Raw genomic sequence first — 17,468 nt, 5'->3', positions numbered from 1 at the left:
CTGACACTACTGTCGAGTTTTAGGAGGGGCGACGATGGGCGAGGTCAGGGTGCGCGGGGGTCGGCAGGCGCGGCAAGCCGAGCGGGCACAGAAGGGTCATGGCGTCGGGCGGCCCTACATAGTCCGCAACATCCCGACCTATGACGTCTTGTCCGAGGAAAACCTCGTCCGGATAGAAGTTGCCGCAGACCGGGTGCTGGCCGAAACCGGGATCGAGTTCCGCGATGATCCAGTGGCGCTTGACCACTGGAAGCGGGCTGGGGCGAAGGTCGACGGGCTGTTGGTAAAGTTCGAGCCGGGGATGTTGCGGGAGATCCTGAAGTCTGCCCCGTCGGAGTTCGTCCAACACGCGCGGAACCCGGCGAATTCGGTGCGGATCGGGGGGAAGAATGTCGTCTTCTCCCCCGCCTATGGCAGCCCCTTCGTGATGGACCTCGACCGGGGTCGGCGGTTCGGCACGATCGAGGACTTCCGGAACTTCATCAGGCTCGCGCAGTCCAGCCCGAATTTACACCACTCAGGCGGCACGATCTGTGAGCCGACGGATGTGGCGGTGAACAAGCGGCATCTGGACATGGTGCTGGCACATATCGAGCTTTCCGACCGACCTTTCATGGGATCGGTCACTGCCGAAGAGCGAAGCGAAGACAGCATCGCCATGGCACGAATTCTGTTCGGCGACGCATTTGTGAACGAAAATTGCGTTATCCTTGGAAATGTGAACGTCAATTCGCCTTTGGTCTGGGATGGAACCATGACCAGAAGCCTGCGGGCCTATGCCCGGGCCAATCAGGCGGCTGTAATCGTGCCCTTCATCCTAGGTGGCGCGATGGGGCCGGTGACGAACGCCGGCGGGATCGTGCAGTCCCTTGCCGAGACGATGGCCGGCTGTGCGCTGACCCAGTTGGAACGCAAGGGCGCGCCGGTGATCTTCGGGAACTTCCTTTCCTCGATGTCCTTGCGATCTGGCAGCCCGACCTTCGGGACGCCTGAGCCGGCGATCGGCAGCCAGGTGATCGGGCAGCTTGCGCGCCGACTGAACCTGCCGCTGCGCTGTTCGGGGAACTTCACCACGTCGAAGCTGCCCGACGGGCAGGCGATGATGGAAGGCACGATGTCGATGCTGGCGGCCGTCCACTGCGGCGCGAACTTCATCCTGCATTCGGCGGGGTTCCTGGATGGCCTTCTGTCCATGTCCTACGAGAAGTTCATGCTGGATGCCGACCTTTGCGGTGCGCTGCATGCCTACCTGGACGGGATCAAGATCGACGATGACCAGCTTGCGGTGGACGCCTTCGCCGAGGTGGGGCCGGGGAACCATTTCTTCGGCTGCTCGCACACGATGAAGCATTACGAGACGGCGTTCTGGGACAGCGAGCTTTCCGACAACGAGCCCTTCGAGAAGTGGGAGGCGGCGGGGTCGGTCGATGCGGCCACGCGGGCGAACAAGCTTTGGAAGAAGCGGCTGGCGGAATATGAGGCTCCGCCGCTGGATGAGGGCATCCGGGACGGGCTGCATGACTTCGTGGCCCGGAAGAAGGCCGGGGTGGCGGATGCGTGGTATTGAGGAGCCACGCGTGGCGCATTTTTCCAACACAATGAAATCAACGCCTAGAGTGTGGGCGTTATGGATCTGGCAATTTCCGCCACGCCGCGTCGGGCCTTTCGTAGACCGCGGTAGGGCCGGGCCGGAAGCGGGACTCCGCGGGTGATGAGAGCCAGGTTTCGACCGTCACCCGACCCTGGCCAAGCGTGACGAGCGCGAAATCGTTCGCATCGGTCTTGAGCCGGGTAGAAATGGCCGTCCCAACCTGAAGGAAAAGGACGCCCGCCGCCGTTTCTGCGAAGCCCGCATGTGGCATGTGGGTATGGCCTGAGAGGACGATGTCGGCCCCGGCATCGGCCAGGGCGGCCAGCGTTTGAGCAGGCTGTGCAATGTCAGCGGGCGTACCGTCCGCGGCGGGCACGGGCGCGTGGTGCATCAAGGCGATGCGCCAAAGCCCAGGCGGGGCATCCGCGAAGGACCGGGTCAGCCGCCGGATCGACGCCTTTCGCAGTCGCCCGGCCTTCCAGACCAGAGGGTCCGCCGTGTTCACCCCATGAAGGATGGCATCAGGCAGGTGGATCACGGGTTCGAGGTCATCCCCGAAGGCGCGGCGATAGCCGGCAAACGGTGCGGCGAGCCGCAGGGCGAGATTGTAGAGCGGCATGTCGTGATTGCCGGGCACGGTCAGGACCGGCCCGGGCAGACGGTCGACATAGGCGCGGGCTGCGTCGAACTGATCCCGTCTTGCCCGTTGTGTAAGGTCGCCCGAGATGACCGTGGCATCCGGGGCAAGGCTTTCAGCCAAGGCGACGAGCGGTTCGAGCAGGCGTGCGTCGACAGTGCCGAAGTGCAGGTCGGAAAGATGCAATATGCGGGTCATGGCGTCACGCCGGGCGCCTTCGGATTCTCAGGCGGCAGGATGACATGCAACAGGTGATCCGACAGCTTGATCCGCAAGGGCAGCCGCATCCGCAGCTTTTCGCCGTCGAGCGCCACCGATATCCGCCTGCGTCCCCGAACCGCCACAGCGATCCGGCGCGGGGTGGAGACGATCACGTCCCGCCCGTGGTCGACCTTGCGACGCACCAGACGCCACGCGAGGCGCAGGAAGCCCAGCCGCGTCTGCTGGTGCGCGAGGAACAGGACGAAACGGTCGTCCGAAATCGCCTCGCCGCCTTCAAGGCCGAACTGGTCAAGCTGGTAGGCCGAGCGGGCGACGAAAAGCATCGGGGTGCGGATCCGGTGGCGCGTTTCGTCCTGGAAGAGCTCCATCCGGTGGGGCCGCTGGAACCGCAGGATCGTGCGCAGCGAAGCGAGGTGAGCGAGGAAACGGTAGCGTCCGAAGCGGGCGTAGGTGGCCTCGCGCTCTTCGAGGATCGCAGGGTAGAGCCCGATCGAGACGTTGTTGAGGAACACCCGTCCGTTGAGCGTGCCGACGGCGATGAAGTGGCTTGACCCGGCCAGTATGGCGCGGGCGGCTGCTTCGGGGTTTTCGGGCATCCCGAGGCCACGGGCGAAATAGTTGAAGGTTCCCATCGGCAGGACGGCAAGCGCGCAATCGGTTCCGGCCAGGGCATGGGCCACACCAGCGACGGTGCCGTCACCGCCGGCGGCAACGATGATGGCAAAGCCATCGCGTACTGCCCGTGCCGCCTCGTCCGCCGGGTCGCCTGTGAAGGGACGGAGGACGGCACGTGCGCCGAAGATGGTCATGGCGCGTTCAACGGCACCCGGATTGCGCTGCGCGGTGCCGGAGCGGGGGTTCGCGAGGACGCAGATATCGGGTCGCGGGTCGGGCATCGGCACCTCCTGTCCAGAGGGGACTTAGGTGCGCAGGCCGGTCTCTTCCAGAAGACCCAGACGCTTGGCCTCGTAATAGTAGCCGGCGGCGTACCAGCGCACGGCCTCGTCCTCGTCGCCGTCCGACACCAGCCATGCGCCGCGCAGGTATCTGCCCGCGTATTGGAGGTTGGTTTCGGGGTCGAGTAGCCCCTCGGGCGGGCCGTCGTAGCCCATGGTACGCGCGGTCTGCGGCAGGATCTGCATCAGCCCATAGTAGGGACCGTTCCGTGCCGCGGGGTTGTAGCCGCTTTCCCGCTGGATCACCCGGTGCAGCAGGCTTTCGGGGATGTCGTGTACACCGGCATATTTCTGCACCAGCGCCCGCATCTCTGGTGTCTCGCCGGGGTAAAGCGAGATGGCGGCCGTCGGTTCGGGCCGACCGCAGGCTGCAAGGCCGGAGAAGGCAGCTAGGATCAGGAAATGGCGGCGCGAAAGGGGCATCGGCAGGCTCCGTCTGTCTGGCCGCTGGTTAGCGCGGCACCCGGCTTCGGGCAAGCCTGCGGTGGGCCGGTTGGCGGGACCGGCTGCGACACAAAGTTTCGCCACTGCCGCGAAAAGTCACTTAGCATGCACATGAATTGGCATAGTCTTCCGTAGGGAAAACGGAGGGAATCGGGCCATGCAGCTGAGCGACAGCCGGGAAATCAGGGCCGAGCCGGCGATCGTCTGGCGGGCAATCCTTGACCCCGAAGTTCTGAAGGCCTGCATTCCCGGTTGCGAAAGTATGACCGGATCAGTTTCCGAAGGCTACGAGGCGGTGGTCAAGCAGAAGGTCGGGCCGGTCAGCGCCACCTTCACCGGGCTGGTTCAACTGTCCGACATTGTTGAGGGCCGGTCCATCCGTATCTCGGGCGAGGGCAAGGGCGGTGTCGCAGGCTTTGCCAAGGGCGGTGCGGACGTCAGCCTTGAGCCTATACCGGAGGGCACCCGGCTGACCTACGCCGTCGACGCATCGGTTGGCGGCAAGATCGCCCAGCTTGGCAGCCGCATCATCGACGGGTTCGCCCGCAAGATGGCGGACGAGTTTTTCACCCGCTTCCAGGCGGCGGTGGAGGGCCCGGAGGAGGGGTCCGACAGCGCAGAGGCTGAAGGGGCGGACGCACCGAAGAAAGGTTGGTTCAAGCGCCTTGTCGGAGGCTGATCCGGCATCGTTACCAAGGATACCCAAGGGAGGATATTGATGACAAATGTCAGCATGACGGTGAACGGCAAGGCCGTCTCCGGCGAGGTGGAGGGGCGGACGCTGCTGTCCGGCTTCCTGCGCGAAAACCTGCGACTGACCGGCACGCATGTCGGTTGCGACACCAGCCAGTGCGGCGCCTGCGTCGTTCATGTGAACGGCCAGCCGGTGAAAAGCTGCACCGTCTTTGCTTTGGACCTGGCGGGCGCCGAGGTCCGCACCATCGAGGGGATGGCGAATGCCGATGGATCGCTGGGCGTGATCCAGCAGGCCTTCCAGGACCACCACGGGCTCCAGTGCGGTTTCTGCACGCCGGGCATGGTGATGTCGGCAGCAGCGCTGCTGAAGGAAAACCCGAAGCCGACCGAGGCCGAGATCCGCCATTACCTTGATGGCAACATCTGCCGTTGCACGGGCTACCACAACATCGTCAAGGCCGTGATGGCTGCCTCCGGGCAGGACGTCAGCGCCCTGGCCGCCGAGTAAGGGAGGGGAGAAGATGCCGAAGGATCATGGGATTGGCGCCAGCATGAAGCGGCGCGAGGATGTCCGCTTCCTGACCGGGAAGGGCGTCTATACCGATGACATGAACATCGCGGGCCAGGCGCATGCGGTGATGGTGCGGTCCACCGTCGCGCATGGCCGGATCAAGAAGGTTGATACGGCACGCGCGGCGGGGATGCCGGGCGTTCTGGCGGTCTTCACGGGCGAGGATTTCGCCTCCGTGGGAGGGAACCCTGCGGGCTGGCTCATCAACTCGCGCGACGGCACGCCAATGCGCGAACCGAAGCGCCCGGTTCTGGCGCATGGCAAGGTCCGCCATGTGGGCGACGCCTATGCCGCCGTGGTGGCCGAGACCTACCAGCAGGCGAAGGACGCCGCACAGGCGATCGCTGATGACAGCGTGATCGAGGAACTGCCGGCGGTCATCAACATGGCCGCAGCCGTGGCCGACGCCTCGAATCGTGTGCATGACGAGATCCCGGACAATGTCTGCTACGACTGGGGCTGGATCGAGGACAACCGCGCCAAGGTGGACGAGGCGATCCGAAACGCGCCGCATGTCACCACGCTGGAACTGGTGAACAACCGTCTCGTGCCGAACGCGATGGAACCCCGCGCCAGTATCGGCGAGTATTTCCCTGGCACGGGCGATTACAAGCTGACGACGACCAGCCAGAACCCGCACCTGACGCGGCTTCTGGTGGCGGCCTTCGTGCTGGGGATCCCGGAAAACAAGCTTCAGGTCGTGGCCCCGGACGTGGGTGGCGGCTTCGGCTCGAAGATCTACCACTACGGCGAAGAGGCGCTGGTCTTAGCGGCAGCGAAGAAGCTGGCCCGCCCGGTGCGCTGGACGGCGGAGCGGTCGGAAAGCTTCCTTTCGGACGCGCATGGCCGAGATCACGTGACGAAGATCGAACTGGCCTGCGAAAAGGACGGCACCTTCATTGCCTTCCGGACCGAGACGCTTGCGAACGTCGGCGCGTATCTGTCGAACTTCTCGACCGTGACGCCTACCTTCCTGCATGGCACGCTGATGGCCGGGCCTTACAAGGTGCCGAACGTCTATGTGAACGTGAAGACCGTCTTCACCAACACCGCCCCGGTCGATGCCTATCGCGGTGCGGGCCGGCCCGAGGCGACGTTCAGCCTTGAGCGGGTGGTGGACAAGATGTGCCGGGAACTGGGCCTTGACCCGTTCGAGGTGCGGCGGAAGAACTTTGTCACCCAGGACATGTTCCCCTACACCACGCCCGTGGCGCTGGTTTATGACACCGGCAACTACCATGCCACGCTCGACAAGGTGATTGAGCTGGCCGACGTCGCGGGGTTTGAAAAGCGCGCGGCGGCGTCGAAGGCGAAAGGCAAGCTTCGGGGCATGGGGCTTTCGACCTGGATCGAGGCCTGCGGCATCGCGCCCAGCCACCTCGTCGGCATCCTTGGCGCGCGGGTCGGGCTTTATGACGCGGCAACGGTCAGGGTGAACGCGACCGGTAACATCTCGGTCATGGTCGGGGCGCACAGCCACGGCCAGAGCCATGAGACGGTCTTTGCCCAGATCGTCGGTGAAAAACTGGGGATCCCGGAAAGCTCGGTCGAGATTGTCCATGGCGACACGGCGAAGATCCCGTTCGGCATGGGGTCGTATGGCAGCCGCAGCCTGGCGGTCTGCGGGGTCGCGGTGACCAAGGCGGTGGACAAGATCATCGCCAAGGGCAAGAAGATCGCCGCCCACATGCTGGAGGCGTCGGAGGGTGACATCACCTTCGAGGGCGGCAAGTTCAGCGTGGCCGGGACCGACAAGGCCAAGACCTTCGGCGAGATCGCCTTCAGCGCATACGTCCCGCACAACTACCCGCTGGAAACGCTGGAGCCGGGGCTGGAGGAGACGGCGTTCTACGATCCGGCCAACTTCACCTATCCCGCAGGGGCCTATCTTTGCGAGGTCGAGGTGGACGAAGGCACTGGCAAGGTCGACGTGGTGGCGTTCCACTGCGCCGACGACTTCGGCAACATCATGAACCCGATGGTGGTCGAAGGGCAGGTGCATGGCGGCGTGGGGCAGGGGATCGGCCAGGCCCTGTGCGAGTTCACGACCTATGACGAGAACGGCCAGCTTCTGACCGGGTCCTACATGGATTACCCCATGCCCCGGGCCGAGGACGTGCCGTTCTACAACGTGGACTATTCCTGCCAGACGCCCTGCACCCACAACCCGTTGGGCGTGAAGGGCTGCGGCGAGGCGGGGGCCATCGGCTCACCCCCGGCCGTCGTCAACGCGGTGATCGACGCGCTGCATCGCGGTGGGCACAAACACGTCAAGCACATCGACATGCCAGTCTCGCCGTCGCGGGTTTGGTCGGCGATCAACGGGTAAGCGGAGGATATCATGCATAATTTCGACTTCGCGAAACCCGGCACGATTGCCGATGCGGCTAAGGCCCTGGCGACGGATGGGGCGCAGGCCCTGTCCGGCGGGCAGACCCTGATCCCCACGATGAAGCAGCGTCTCGCCGCTCCTTCGGTTCTGGTCAGCCTGACCGGGATCAAGGAGATGCAGGGCGTCTGCCTTGGGGATGGTGGCCTGCACATCGGGGCGGCGACGCCCCATGCCGTCGTCGCCAGGGAAGCGGCCAGGCACTATCCGGCGCTGGCCGCGCTTGCCGGCGGGATCGGGGATCCGGCAGTGCGCGCCCGGGGCACCATCGGCGGCAGCCTTGCCAACAATGACCCAGCGGCCTGCTATCCTTCGGCAACGCTTGCCAGTGGCGCCACGATTGCGACGAACAAGCGCAAGATCGCGGCGGATGACTATTTCCAGGGTCTCTTCACTACGGCGCTGGAAGAGGGCGAGTTCATCACCGAAGTCGCCTTCCCGATCCCTCAGAAGGCCGCCTACATCAAGTTCGTGCAACCGGCCAGCCGGTTTGCCCTGACCGGGGTCTTCGTGGCGAAATACGCCGCAGGGGTGCGGGTCGGCGTCACAGGTGCCTCGCAGAACGGTGTCTTCCGCTGGGCCGAAGCCGAGAAGGCGCTGTCGGCGAACTTCACTCCTGCCGCGATTTCCGGGCTGACGGTCGATGGGTCCGACATGATTTCGGACCTCCACGGCAGCGGGGCCTATCGCGCGAATCTGGTGAAGGTGCTGACCGGTCGTGCGGTGACCGCCGCGGGCTGAGAAGGTCTCTGACTGGACTGCGGCCCCCAAGGCATGACCTTGGGGGCCTTTGTCATTCCGCTGTCACCGCGATCGGGCAGGAAGCATGTGGATAAGCCCAAAGTGCCGCAGGCGCTTGGGGGTTGCCACGGGCAAAACGCCAGATATAGTTTCTGACAACGGACGGAGACTTCGACGGAATGGACGGCGATTTCAGAACCCAGTTCGTGCGTGATCCGGCGGCGCTGAAGCATTACCCGGCTTTGGTGCTGAACGCGGACTATCGCCCGCTTTCCTACTATCCCCTCAGCCTCTGGCCCTGGCAGGAGGCGATCAAGGCCGCTGTCCTTGACCGGGTGCAGATCGTCGCGGAATATGATGCGGTGGTGCACAGTCAAAGGCAGGTGTTCCGGATACCTTCGGTCGTCGTGCTGAAGGACTATGTGAAACCCCAGAAGCGCGTGGCATTCACGCGCTTCAATCTTTTTCTGCGGGACGAATTCTGCTGCCAGTACTGCGGCGCGAAGGGCGACCTGACCTTCGACCATGTCCTGCCCCGTTCGCGCGGCGGGGTGACGAGTTGGGAGAATGTCGTCGCTGCCTGTTCACCCTGCAACCTCCGGAAGGGCAACAAGACGCTCCGCCAGTCGGGCCTTGCGCTGCGCCGCGCGCCGCGTCAGCCCACGGCCGAGGAGATGCAGGCCCATGGCCGCCGCTTCCCGCCGAACCACCTGCATGAAAGCTGGATGGACTATCTTTACTGGGATGCCGAGCTCGAGGCGTAGGGCATGAGTGTCGAGGCGGAATGGGCCGCACTGTCCATGGCGGCTGCAATCGTCTGCGGCTCTGTCATCGGGCTGGAGCGGCAGGCGCGCCAGCAGTCGGCCGGTGTGCGGACCAATGCGCTGGTCGCACTTGGCGCGGCAAGCTTCGTCATCTTCGCCCAGACCTTTCCCGGCGACGTGAACCAGGCGCGGATCGCAGGACAGATCATCACCGGCGTCGGCTTCCTGGGTGCGGGCCTCATCTTCCGGGACGGTGTCCGGCCCAAGGGGATCAACACGGCCGCGACGCTCTGGTGTTCGGCGGGTGTCGGCATGATGTGCGGGGTGGGGGCCTATCATCTGGCCGCCATCCTTACCTTCATGGTGCTGATCCTGAACCTTTTTCTGCGTCCGGTGGTCAACTGGCTGGACAAGCGCCTTCTGCGCGGAACGGCGGGACGAAACGTCCGGCTGACCTTGGTATGTCGTTCCGACCGCGAAGAAGAACTGCGCGCGCTGGCGCTGCGCATGCTGGTGCAGGCCGGGTTCCGTCTGGTGGAGATGGACTCGCATCCGGCCGAGGATGGCGGCGGGGTTGAGGTGGTGCTGATCCTTTCAAGTCTTGAAGGCAGCCTGGATGTTCTGGAGAAGACCCTTGCCCTGCTGGCCGTGGAACCGGGCGTGACCCATGTCGACGGCTCACTGATCGACGGCGAGGGCTAGGCGCGGACGCTCTGGCCCTGTAAACGGGTGGGTATGGCTGGACTTTTCCGCGCTCCCTCGCTATCAGCGGCACCGTTAGCGCTAACAGACCAGGCCCGAAGGCGAAGACGGAGCAAATCATGGTATCGCGTGTCATCCCCGTTGACGTCTTCGACCTGGTGATCTTCGGGGCGACTGGCGACCTTGCCCGCCGCAAGATCCTTCCCGGCCTCTACCGGCGGTTCCGTGCAGGTCAGATGCCTGCGACCAGCCGGATCATCGGGGCGGCCCGGGCCGACCTGACTGAGGCCGCGTTTCGGGCGCAGGTCCGCGCCGCCTTGGTCGAGTTCGTGTCCGGCGACCGTCTGGACGAGGCGACGATCGATGGCTTCCTGGAACGGCTCTTCTACGTGGCGATCGATGCCACCGGAAGCAATGGCTGGACGGCGCTGCGCGACCTGATGCGCCCGAACGTGGTGCGGGCCTTCTATTTCTCGGTCGCCCCCAGCTTGTTCGGTGACATCGCCCAACGGCTGCACCAGCACGGGATTGCTGACGCCTGGAGCCGGATCGTAGTGGAAAAGCCCTTCGGCCGAGACCTTGCCTCGGCCCGGGCGCTGAACGAGGTGCTGGCGCAGCATTTCAACGAAACGCAGATCTACCGGATCGACCATTACCTCGGGAAGGAAACCGTCCAGAACCTGATGGCGGTGCGGTTCGCGAACATCCTGTTCGAGCCGTTGTGGAAGGCGGAATACATCGACCACGTCCAGATCACCGTGGCCGAGACGGTGGGTGTCGACGGTCGGGGCGCCTATTACGACAAGTCAGGTGCCATGCGGGACATGGTGCAGAACCACATGATGCAGCTTCTCTGCCTCATCGCCATGGAGCCGCCCTATCACTTCGACCCCGACGCCGTCCGGGATGAGAAACTGAAGGTGATCCGGGCGCTGAAGCCCGTCCCGCCGGAACACATCGTGCGCGGACAGTACGGGCCGAATGGCAAGGACAAGGGCTACCTTGCCCATGCCGAAAACCCCGCCAGCCGCACGGAAAGCTACATCGCGCTGAAGGTCCATGTCTCGAACTGGCGCTGGCAGGGGGTGCCCTTCTACCTCCGCACCGGCAAGCGGCTGCGCGCCCGGGCAAGCGAGATCGCGATCACCTTCAAGCAGCCGCCGCATGCGATCTTTGATGATGCCTCGGGCTGGCACGAGAACGTCCTGGTCATCCGCCTTCAGCCGAACGAGGGCATGAACCTGATGGTCATGATCAAGGAACCGGGGCCGGGGGGCATGCGTCTGATGCAGGTGCCACTGGACATGTCCTTCGCTGATGCGCTGGGGGCCGAGGCCGAGGATGTGCCGGATGCCTATGAACGCCTGATCATGGACGTGATCCGCGGCAACCAGACGCTCTTCATGCGCGGGGACGAGGTCGAGGCGGCTTGGGCCTGGACCGACCCGATCATCGAGGGCTGGGAAGCGCGCGGTGACCGCCCGCAGACCTATGATCCGGGTTCTTCCGGGCCGGAGGATGCGCTGATGCTGATGCACCGCGACGGTCGCCGCTGGCGGGAGATCAAGGGATGAAACTGGAAGTCTATCCCGACCGGGAAATGCTGATGCTGGGGCTGGCGAACACCATTGCAGGCCAGCTTGCGGATTTCCTGCGCCGGGATGGCAAGGCCACCCTCTGCGTCCCGGGCGGGACGACCCCCGGGCCGATCTTCGATACACTGTCGGGCGTCGATCTTGACTGGGCCAATGTCGCGGTCGTGCTGAACGATGAGCGCTGGGTGCCTGAATTCTCGGACCGGTCCAACACCCGGCTTGTGCGACAGCGGCTGATCCGGGGCAGGGCAGCGCAGGCGCGGCTGGTACCGCTCTATCTTCCGGCGGAACGGCCGGAGGACATGCTCGAGGCGCTGGAGGATGGTCTGCGCCCGGTGCTGCCGATCTCGGTCCTCCTCCTCGGGATGGGGGCGGACATGCACACGGCGAGCCTTTTCCCCGGTGCCGACCGGCTGGACGAGGCGCTGTCGGCTTCGGCCCCCCTTGTCTTGCCGATGCGGGCCGAGGCCGCGGGCGAACCGCGGATCACCCTGACCGCGCCCGTGCTGCGCGGGGCGTTCCACACTCATATCCTGATCACCGGGGCGGAAAAGCGCGCGGCGCTGGAACGCGCGCAGACCCTTCCGCCGCATGAGGCGCCTGTACGGGCGGTCCTCGACACCGCAACTGTGCACTGGGCAGAGTGAACCATGCAGAAATGGGCTGAGCTGAAGCGTCTTCATGAGACGAAGAAAGACCGCCATATGCTTGATCTGATGGATGATTCCCGGGCCGAGGATTTCTCGGTCTCGGCCGACGGGATGCTGTTCGACTATGCCAAGACCAACATCGATTCCGACACGCATTCCGCGCTGGTAAGGCTGGCCGAGGCCTCCGGCGTTGCTGAAAAGCGGGCCGCGATGTTTTCCGGTGAGAAGATCAACCTGACGGAAGGCCGCGCCGTCCTGCATGTCGCTCTGCGGGCTGGCGATGACGATGTCATCAAGGTCGACGGCAAGGATGTCCTGACCGAGGTGCGCCGGATTCGTGCCGCCTGCGCGGCCTTTGCCCGCGATTTGCGGTCGGGGGCGTTCAAGGGGCAGGGTGGCAAGATCACCGATGTGGTGAATATCGGCATCGGCGGGTCGGACCTTGGCCCGGCGATGGCGACACTGGCGCTGGCGCCGTTCCACGATGGGCCACGGGTGCATTTCGTCAGTAACGTCGATGGAGCGCATATCCATGACGTGCTGAAGGGACTGAACCCGGAGACGACGCTGGTGATCGTCGCCTCGAAAACCTTCACCACCATCGAGACGATGACTAACGCCGACACGGCCAAGCGCTGGATGGGGGCCAAGCTTGCAAACCCCGCCGCGCAATTCGCCGCCGTCTCGACCGCCGGTGACAAGACCGCCGCCTATGGCATTGATCCCGAACGCGTTTTTGGGTTCGAAGATTGGGTCGGAGGGCGCTATTCGATGTGGGGTCCGATCGGCCTGTCGCTGATGATTGCCATCGGGCCGGAGGCGTTCGACGAGTTCCTTGCCGGTGGTCGGGCGATGGATCGTCACTTCCTGACCGCGCCTTTCGGGCAGAACATGCCCGTCATGCTGGCGCTGGTCGGCATCTGGCACAACCAGCTGTGCGGACATGCCACTCGGGCAGTTCTGCCCTATGATCAACGGCTTGCGCGCCTGCCCGCATACTTGCAGCAGCTTGAGATGGAATCGAACGGCAAGCGCGTGGCCATCGACGGCAGCGACCTTCCTACCCATTCCGGCCCCGTGGTCTGGGGCGAACCCGGCACCAACGGCCAGCACGCCTTCTACCAGCTGATCCACCAGGGCACGCGCGTGGTGCCTTGCGAGTTCCTCGTCGCCCGCCGTGGCCATGAGCCCGATCTTGCCCACCAGCACCTCTTGCTGGTCGCCAACTGCCTCGCGCAGGCCGAGGCGCTTTTGCGCGGGCGCAGCCTTGACGAGGCGCGGGGCATCATGGCGAAGAAGGGCCTGACCGGGGATGAGCTGGAAAAGCAGGCGCGCCACCGGGTCTTTCCGGGCAACCGGCCATCGACCGTGCTTGCCTACGACCAGCTGACCCCCTTTGTCCTGGGCCAGATCATCGCGCTTTACGAACACCGGGTCTTCGTCGAGGGCGTGATCCTGGGCCTCAACTCCTACGACCAGTGGGGGGTGGAACTTGGGAAAGAGCTGGCGCTTGCGCTCCAGCCCGTACTCGAAGGCAAGACCGGGACGACAGGCAAGGATGCCTCGACCGCCGCGCTGGTGGCCTTCCTGCGAGGTTAAGCCGGAACCGATTTTCTGAAAAGATACGGACCGGAGCCGTTGAAAGCTCCGGTCCTTCGTTTCCGGGATTTCCGGCGCTTTACTTCAGCGCGACGGTGACGATGACTTCGACCTTGTAGTCCGGGGTGGCAAGTTTCGCCTCACCCGTCGCACGGGCGGGCGTGTGGCCCTGCGGCACCCAGGTATCCCAGACTGAGTTCATCTCGGCAAAGGTCGACATGTCGGCGAGCCAGATCTGGGCGGACAGGATGCGGGTCTTGTCGGTTCCGGCCTCGGCCAGAATCCGGTCGATCTCGGCCAGGCAGCCGCGCATCTGTTCGGCGACCGAAGCGCCCGGCGTGCCAAGCTGGCCGGCGACCCAGAGGATGCCGTTGTAGGCCACGGCTTCGGACATGCGCGGTCCGGTGCCGTAGCGGGTGATGTCGCTGTTCATCAGATACTCCTGGGTGTGTAAGCGAAAGGCGGGGCTCAGCCGACGCGGCGGCAGTTCAGTTGCGCGCCGGTCTGGCCGGAAACGCGGGTCAGCCCGGTCTCGGTCACGGCGGCAAGCGCCATGATGTAGCCGTTGGCAAAGCGCAGGGTATAGTTCATCCCGTCGCGTGCCACGAACTGGATCGGATAACTGTTGGTGCCATCGTCATAGGTCGTGTTGGTGAAGGTCAGCCTGTCCGTGCCGCAGTCCCATGCGCCAACGAAGGCATAGGGTTCCGACGGGCCCTGGTCCGTGGTGCAGGCCGAAAGCGCCAGCGCGGCGGCAAGGCAGGAAAGAACGCGGGTCATGCGGGGCTCCGACGGAGTGATCCGGTGCAAGGTGCCAACTTCGGCAACAAAGTCAACGCCATCTGCACTGGGGGAATTGGAGCGGGTGAAGGGAATCGAACCCTCGTATTCAGCTTGGGAAGCTGCTGCTCTACCATTGAGCTACACCCGCCTCTTCCGCAGAGTTCCTAAGCGATGGCGCGTCCAGCGTCAACCGGCAACGGCACGGGCCGCCGGGTGAGTGACACACCCGACGGCCCGGCCGACCCGCGCAATGCTGGGGACATTACATTGCGGGCAGAAGCACCGTGTCGATCACATGGATCACGCCGTTCGACTGCTTGACGTCGGCGATGGTGACATTGGCGACATTGCCCATGCCGTCCTTGATCATGATCTTGTCGCCTTCGTACATCGCGGTGAACTCGCATCCGCCGACCGTCTGAACCGGATGCGCGCCCTTGTCGTCGTCGACCATCTTCATGATGGCATCGGAGAGGGCGTTCGCCGCAACGACATGGCAGGTCAAGATCTTCACCAGCTGGTCCTTGTTTTCCGGCTTCAGCAGCGTCTCGACCGTGCCTGCGGGCAGCTTGGCGAAGGCTTCGTTGGTCGGCGCGAAGACGGTGAAGGGGCCGGCACCCTGCAGCGTCTCGACGAGGCCCGCAGCCTGCACGGCGGCGACAAGCGTGGTGTGATCGGCCGAATTCACGGCATTCTCGACGATGTTCTTGTCGTCGAACATCGGCGCGCCGCCGACCATCGGGTTCTCCGCCAGCGCCAGGCCGGTGGAAAGGGTGAGGATCGCGGTGGCAAGTTTCAAGGTTTTCATAGCGGGCTCCCTTCGAGTTTCGGGCGGGGTCATTCCCGCCTCACATCCGAAGGAACGGAGCGCTTCGGCCGAAGTTTCGGCCCGACCGAACGCTCGCGCTTTCGTGATCAGGTACCCGTCGTCACCGCCGTCAGGATCACCGGCCCGGTCGGTGCGCCAATGGGCGAGCCGCCGGCAGGTTCGACCGACACCGCAAGCGTCCAGCCCGCGGGCGGGGAGGGGTAGCTGACAGTCAGGGGTGCCGCCTCAAGCAGGCCAAGCGACACCGGGGCCGCGCCGGGGGCGATCACCCAAAGCTCGTGCACCTGGCCATCCGCCGCCGGATCGCCCGCGACCCTGGTGACCTGCAACGTGTCGCCGAAACTGCGCACTTCGTAAGACAGCCGCGCATCCGCTGTCGCCAGAGTGGCGACGAGAACCTGCTGCGGTGGCGTTAGCGTCGCGACGAGGATGATGACAAGCGAGGCCGCCACCGCGAGGCCCGAGAGCCAGCGCAGCACTGCCGAACCCGTGCCGCGCCCGCCTTTCGCGAAAAGCCGCGCCTCGATCCGCGGCAGAAGGTTCGGGGCAGGGGCCGCCTCGTAATCGTCGTTGAGGGGCGACAGCCGCTCTTCCCAGGCCCGGACCAGCCCGGCAAAGGCGGGATCGGTCTTCATCCGCGTCTCTACCGCCTGACGATCCGCAAGGGAAAGGACCCCAAGCACATATTCCGCGGCCAGCGCGTCATCCTCTTCCCGCCGTGACAAGAGAGCGTCGGTCATCGGTCCAGACACTCCTTTAGTTTCAGGAGGCCGCGGCGTAGCCATGTCCGCATGGTGTTCAGGGGCACTGCGTGGCGGGTCGCAAGTTCCAGATAGGAGAGGCCGCCGAGGTAGGCGCCGCGCACCGCCTCGGCACGGTCCGGCTCTAGCGTGGCAAAACAGTCGGCCATGCGGCGCGCCTCGCCCACCGCCATCAGACGTGTCTCGGCCCGTGGCGTCGGATCGGCAACCGTGTCCAACCCGTCGTCGTCCAGGCTTTCACCCCGCGCGCGCAGCCGGTCGATCGCATGATAACGGGCGATGGTGATCAGCCAGGTCATGCCCCGCCCTTTGGCGGGGTCATATCGCCCGGCGCGGAGCCAGACCCTGGTAAAGACCTCCTGCAAGGCATCCTCCGCCTCGGCGCGTTCCTTGAGGATACGGAGCAGCACACCCATGAGTTTCGCCGAACTGTCACGATAGAGCGCCCGGAACGCCCGCCGGTCACCCGCGGCGCAAAGAACGATCAGATCGGCGATGGGGTCGTCTGACATCCATCTGACGTTACGGGTTTTCGTAGTTTGTGCAAGGCGTTGGTCAGCTCTTGGTAACTGCCCACTCAGCCGAAATGCCGGGCGACGAGATGGGTCAGCTTGCGGTGCAGCCCCTGGGTGCGGTGCCGGATGTGGAGGGCGGCAAAGACCGGCTGGCGCAGATCGGGGGCGTCTTCCACGCGGGCGAAGCGCTGGGTTGCGATCAGTTCTTCCGCCGTCTTTTCGAGGACATAGCCGGAGCCCCCCATCGCAGAAAGAAGCGAGACGACCGATCCCGATTGCCCGACCGATACCGGAGCCGCGGCAAGGTCCGGGGTCATCTGGCGGTGCATCTCTTCGAAGGCGGGGGAGAAATGGGCGAAGACGAAGCGGTCGGGCTTCACTTCGCCCAAGCGGCGGGTGTCGGTCGAGATCATCCGGTAGGTCACGTCGCCCACCGACTCGAAATGCAGGTCCGGGTGGGGCTTGGGGCTGAACATCACCGCGAAGTCGAGGATGCCGGTCAGAAGGTCGGCGCACATCTGGTTGGAATAGTCGGGCTCGATGTAGAAGGCCGTTTCCGGCAGGGCCGCGCGGAACTCGGCCACCCAGTCGCCGAGATAGACGGCCGCAAGGTCGTTCTGGATGCCCAGCCGGAGGAGCTGCGCGGCACCTTGGGGGATTTGGATGCGACGGCGCGCCTCGTTCCACTGATGCCTCAGGGCGCGGGCGTGCGGCTCAAACCGCTTGCCTTCGGCGGTCAGGTCCGTACCTGCGCGCGACCGGTCGAAAAGGCGCTGGCCCACCGCTTGTTCCAGCGCCGTGACCCGAGCCGAGACGGTTGATTGCGTGATGCGCAGGCGTTCTGCCGTGCGGTGGAAGCTGCGGGTTTCGGCAAGATCGAGGAAGGTGTCGAGAAGGTCGATCTGCATGGGTTTCGCCTTTGACCGCCCCCCGGGCGCTGCCCCGGACCCCGGGATATCTGGGCAGAAAGGATGACGTGATCGGGTTTTTCGATCAATAGCCAGCTTTCGGCCGAATTGAAAG

Annotated in this window: 19 protein-coding genes and 1 tRNA gene; 10 read left to right on the top strand and 10 right to left on the bottom strand. The window is 64.8% G+C overall.

Going from position 1 to position 17,468, the window contains the following annotated elements:
• Nucleotides 1-34: 34 nt before the first annotated feature.
• Entirely contained in the window at nt 35-1,567 is a 1,533-nt protein-coding gene (locus AC2D9V_RS14810; RefSeq protein WP_484714856.1) for a trimethylamine methyltransferase family protein, read from the top strand.
• Nucleotides 1,568-1,625: 58 nt separating this feature from the next.
• Here the strand turns inward: AC2D9V_RS14810 and AC2D9V_RS14805 are convergent, their stop codons facing one another.
• Genes AC2D9V_RS14805 through AC2D9V_RS14795 form a run of 3 tightly spaced genes read right to left on the bottom strand, consistent with a single transcriptional unit; the run spans nt 1,626 to nt 3,829 of the window.
• The gene (locus tag AC2D9V_RS14805; protein ID WP_484714855.1) at nt 1,626-2,426 is read right to left on the bottom strand and encodes a metallophosphoesterase family protein; all 801 of its coding nucleotides are present in this window, start codon (nt 2,424-2,426) and stop codon (nt 1,626-1,628) included.
• Nucleotides 2,423-3,346, bottom strand: coding sequence for a diacylglycerol/lipid kinase family protein (locus AC2D9V_RS14800; protein ID WP_484714854.1), 924 nt, complete (start codon nt 3,344-3,346; stop codon nt 2,423-2,425). The genes AC2D9V_RS14805 and AC2D9V_RS14800 overlap by 4 nt, the downstream gene beginning before the upstream one ends.
• Before the next feature lie 24 nt (nt 3,347-3,370).
• A complete protein-coding gene (locus tag AC2D9V_RS14795) occupies nt 3,371-3,829 on the bottom strand; it encodes a transglycosylase SLT domain-containing protein (protein ID WP_484714853.1) in 459 nt (152 codons plus the stop codon).
• A 178-nt stretch (nt 3,830-4,007) separates the two neighbouring features.
• Between AC2D9V_RS14795 and AC2D9V_RS14790 the strand changes: the two genes are divergently transcribed.
• From AC2D9V_RS14790 to pgi, 9 genes are all read left to right on the top strand, one after another.
• Nucleotides 4,008-4,529, top strand: a complete 522-nt coding sequence (locus AC2D9V_RS14790) for an SRPBCC family protein (protein WP_484714852.1) — start codon at nt 4,008-4,010, stop codon at nt 4,527-4,529.
• Between the two features lie 39 nt (nt 4,530-4,568).
• Nucleotides 4,569-5,054 carry a (2Fe-2S)-binding protein gene (locus AC2D9V_RS14785; protein ID WP_484714851.1) on the top strand — a complete coding sequence of 162 codons (486 nt, stop codon included), beginning with the start codon at nt 4,569-4,571 and terminating at the stop codon, nt 5,052-5,054.
• A 13-nt stretch (nt 5,055-5,067) separates the two neighbouring features.
• Nucleotides 5,068-7,446 carry a xanthine dehydrogenase family protein molybdopterin-binding subunit gene (locus tag AC2D9V_RS14780; protein WP_484714850.1) on the top strand — a complete coding sequence of 793 codons (2,379 nt, stop codon included), beginning with the start codon at nt 5,068-5,070 and terminating at the stop codon, nt 7,444-7,446.
• A gap of 12 nt (nt 7,447-7,458) precedes the next feature.
• Entirely contained in the window at nt 7,459-8,247 is a 789-nt protein-coding gene (locus tag AC2D9V_RS14775; RefSeq protein WP_484714849.1) for an FAD binding domain-containing protein, read from the top strand.
• 179 nt (nt 8,248-8,426) lie between these two features.
• A complete protein-coding gene (locus AC2D9V_RS14770) occupies nt 8,427-9,011 on the top strand; it encodes an HNH endonuclease (protein ID WP_484714848.1) in 585 nt (194 codons plus the stop codon).
• A 3-nt stretch (nt 9,012-9,014) separates the two neighbouring features.
• Nucleotides 9,015-9,713, top strand: a complete 699-nt coding sequence (locus AC2D9V_RS14765; RefSeq protein ID WP_484714847.1) for an MgtC/SapB family protein — start codon at nt 9,015-9,017, stop codon at nt 9,711-9,713.
• 119 nt (nt 9,714-9,832) lie between these two features.
• Nucleotides 9,833-11,287, top strand: coding sequence for a glucose-6-phosphate dehydrogenase (gene zwf, locus AC2D9V_RS14760; protein ID WP_484714846.1), 1,455 nt, complete (start codon nt 9,833-9,835; stop codon nt 11,285-11,287).
• Nucleotides 11,284-11,955: a 6-phosphogluconolactonase gene (pgl, locus tag AC2D9V_RS14755; protein ID WP_484714845.1), complete on the top strand. Its 672-nt coding sequence runs from the start codon at nt 11,284-11,286 to the stop codon at nt 11,953-11,955. The genes zwf and pgl overlap by 4 nt, the downstream gene beginning before the upstream one ends.
• Nucleotides 11,956-11,958: 3 nt before the next feature.
• A complete protein-coding gene (pgi, locus tag AC2D9V_RS14750) occupies nt 11,959-13,557 on the top strand; it encodes a glucose-6-phosphate isomerase (protein WP_484714844.1) in 1,599 nt (532 codons plus the stop codon).
• 79 nt (nt 13,558-13,636) lie between these two features.
• On the opposite strand, the gene AC2D9V_RS14745 is transcribed toward pgi, so the two are convergent.
• From AC2D9V_RS14745 to AC2D9V_RS14715, 7 genes are all read right to left on the bottom strand, one after another.
• On the bottom strand, nt 13,637-13,990 hold the full coding sequence (locus tag AC2D9V_RS14745; RefSeq protein WP_484714843.1) for a RidA family protein: 354 nt from the start codon (nt 13,988-13,990) through the stop codon (nt 13,637-13,639).
• Between the two features lie 35 nt (nt 13,991-14,025).
• Nucleotides 14,026-14,337: a hypothetical protein gene (locus tag AC2D9V_RS14740; protein ID WP_484714842.1), complete on the bottom strand. Its 312-nt coding sequence runs from the start codon at nt 14,335-14,337 to the stop codon at nt 14,026-14,028.
• A 77-nt stretch (nt 14,338-14,414) separates the two neighbouring features.
• Nucleotides 14,415-14,488: transfer RNA gene (locus tag AC2D9V_RS14735), tRNA-Gly, on the bottom strand.
• Nucleotides 14,489-14,602: 114 nt separating this feature from the next.
• Complete coding sequence (locus AC2D9V_RS14730; RefSeq protein ID WP_484714841.1) at nt 14,603-15,148, bottom strand: fasciclin domain-containing protein; 546 nt, start codon at nt 15,146-15,148, stop codon at nt 14,603-14,605.
• Between the two features lie 107 nt (nt 15,149-15,255).
• A complete protein-coding gene (locus tag AC2D9V_RS14725; RefSeq protein WP_484714840.1) occupies nt 15,256-15,909 on the bottom strand; it encodes an anti-sigma factor in 654 nt (217 codons plus the stop codon).
• On the bottom strand, nt 15,906-16,442 hold the full coding sequence (locus AC2D9V_RS14720) for a sigma-70 family RNA polymerase sigma factor (protein WP_484714839.1): 537 nt from the start codon (nt 16,440-16,442) through the stop codon (nt 15,906-15,908). Before AC2D9V_RS14720 ends, AC2D9V_RS14725 begins: the two co-directional genes overlap by 4 nt.
• Nucleotides 16,443-16,507: 65 nt before the next feature.
• Nucleotides 16,508-17,353, bottom strand: a complete 846-nt coding sequence (locus AC2D9V_RS14715) for a LysR family transcriptional regulator (RefSeq protein ID WP_484714838.1) — start codon at nt 17,351-17,353, stop codon at nt 16,508-16,510.
• Between the last annotated feature and the right edge of the window lie 115 nt (nt 17,354-17,468).

The organism is Tabrizicola sp. T46 (assembly GCF_057219895.1).
This window is presented reverse-complemented; position numbering and strand designations above follow the sequence as displayed.

Coding starts and splice junctions, on each gene's coding strand:
- AC2D9V_RS14715 (WP_484714838.1), bottom strand. CDS start 17,353: ATGCAGATCGACCTTCTCGACACCTTCCTCGATCTTGCCGAAACCCGC.
- AC2D9V_RS14745 (WP_484714843.1), bottom strand. CDS start 13,990: ATGAACAGCGACATCACCCGCTACGGCACCGGACCGCGCATGTCCGAA.
- AC2D9V_RS14805 (WP_484714855.1), bottom strand. CDS start 2,426: ATGACCCGCATATTGCATCTTTCCGACCTGCACTTCGGCACTGTCGAC.
- AC2D9V_RS14725 (WP_484714840.1), bottom strand. CDS start 15,909: ATGACCGACGCTCTCTTGTCACGGCGGGAAGAGGATGACGCGCTGGCC.
- AC2D9V_RS14740 (WP_484714842.1), bottom strand. CDS start 14,337: ATGACCCGCGTTCTTTCCTGCCTTGCCGCCGCGCTGGCGCTTTCGGCC.
- AC2D9V_RS14765 (WP_484714847.1), top strand. CDS start 9,015: ATGAGTGTCGAGGCGGAATGGGCCGCACTGTCCATGGCGGCTGCAATC.
- AC2D9V_RS14780 (WP_484714850.1), top strand. CDS start 5,068: ATGCCGAAGGATCATGGGATTGGCGCCAGCATGAAGCGGCGCGAGGAT.
- AC2D9V_RS14775 (WP_484714849.1), top strand. CDS start 7,459: ATGCATAATTTCGACTTCGCGAAACCCGGCACGATTGCCGATGCGGCT.
- AC2D9V_RS14790 (WP_484714852.1), top strand. CDS start 4,008: ATGCAGCTGAGCGACAGCCGGGAAATCAGGGCCGAGCCGGCGATCGTC.
- AC2D9V_RS14720 (WP_484714839.1), bottom strand. CDS start 16,442: ATGTCAGACGACCCCATCGCCGATCTGATCGTTCTTTGCGCCGCGGGT.
- zwf (WP_484714846.1), top strand. CDS start 9,833: ATGGTATCGCGTGTCATCCCCGTTGACGTCTTCGACCTGGTGATCTTC.
- AC2D9V_RS14810 (WP_484714856.1), top strand. CDS start 35: ATGGGCGAGGTCAGGGTGCGCGGGGGTCGGCAGGCGCGGCAAGCCGAG.
- AC2D9V_RS14800 (WP_484714854.1), bottom strand. CDS start 3,346: ATGCCCGACCCGCGACCCGATATCTGCGTCCTCGCGAACCCCCGCTCC.
- AC2D9V_RS14785 (WP_484714851.1), top strand. CDS start 4,569: ATGACAAATGTCAGCATGACGGTGAACGGCAAGGCCGTCTCCGGCGAG.
- pgl (WP_484714845.1), top strand. CDS start 11,284: ATGAAACTGGAAGTCTATCCCGACCGGGAAATGCTGATGCTGGGGCTG.
- AC2D9V_RS14730 (WP_484714841.1), bottom strand. CDS start 15,148: ATGAAAACCTTGAAACTTGCCACCGCGATCCTCACCCTTTCCACCGGC.
- AC2D9V_RS14770 (WP_484714848.1), top strand. CDS start 8,427: ATGGACGGCGATTTCAGAACCCAGTTCGTGCGTGATCCGGCGGCGCTG.
- pgi (WP_484714844.1), top strand. CDS start 11,959: ATGCAGAAATGGGCTGAGCTGAAGCGTCTTCATGAGACGAAGAAAGAC.
- AC2D9V_RS14795 (WP_484714853.1), bottom strand. CDS start 3,829: ATGCCCCTTTCGCGCCGCCATTTCCTGATCCTAGCTGCCTTCTCCGGC.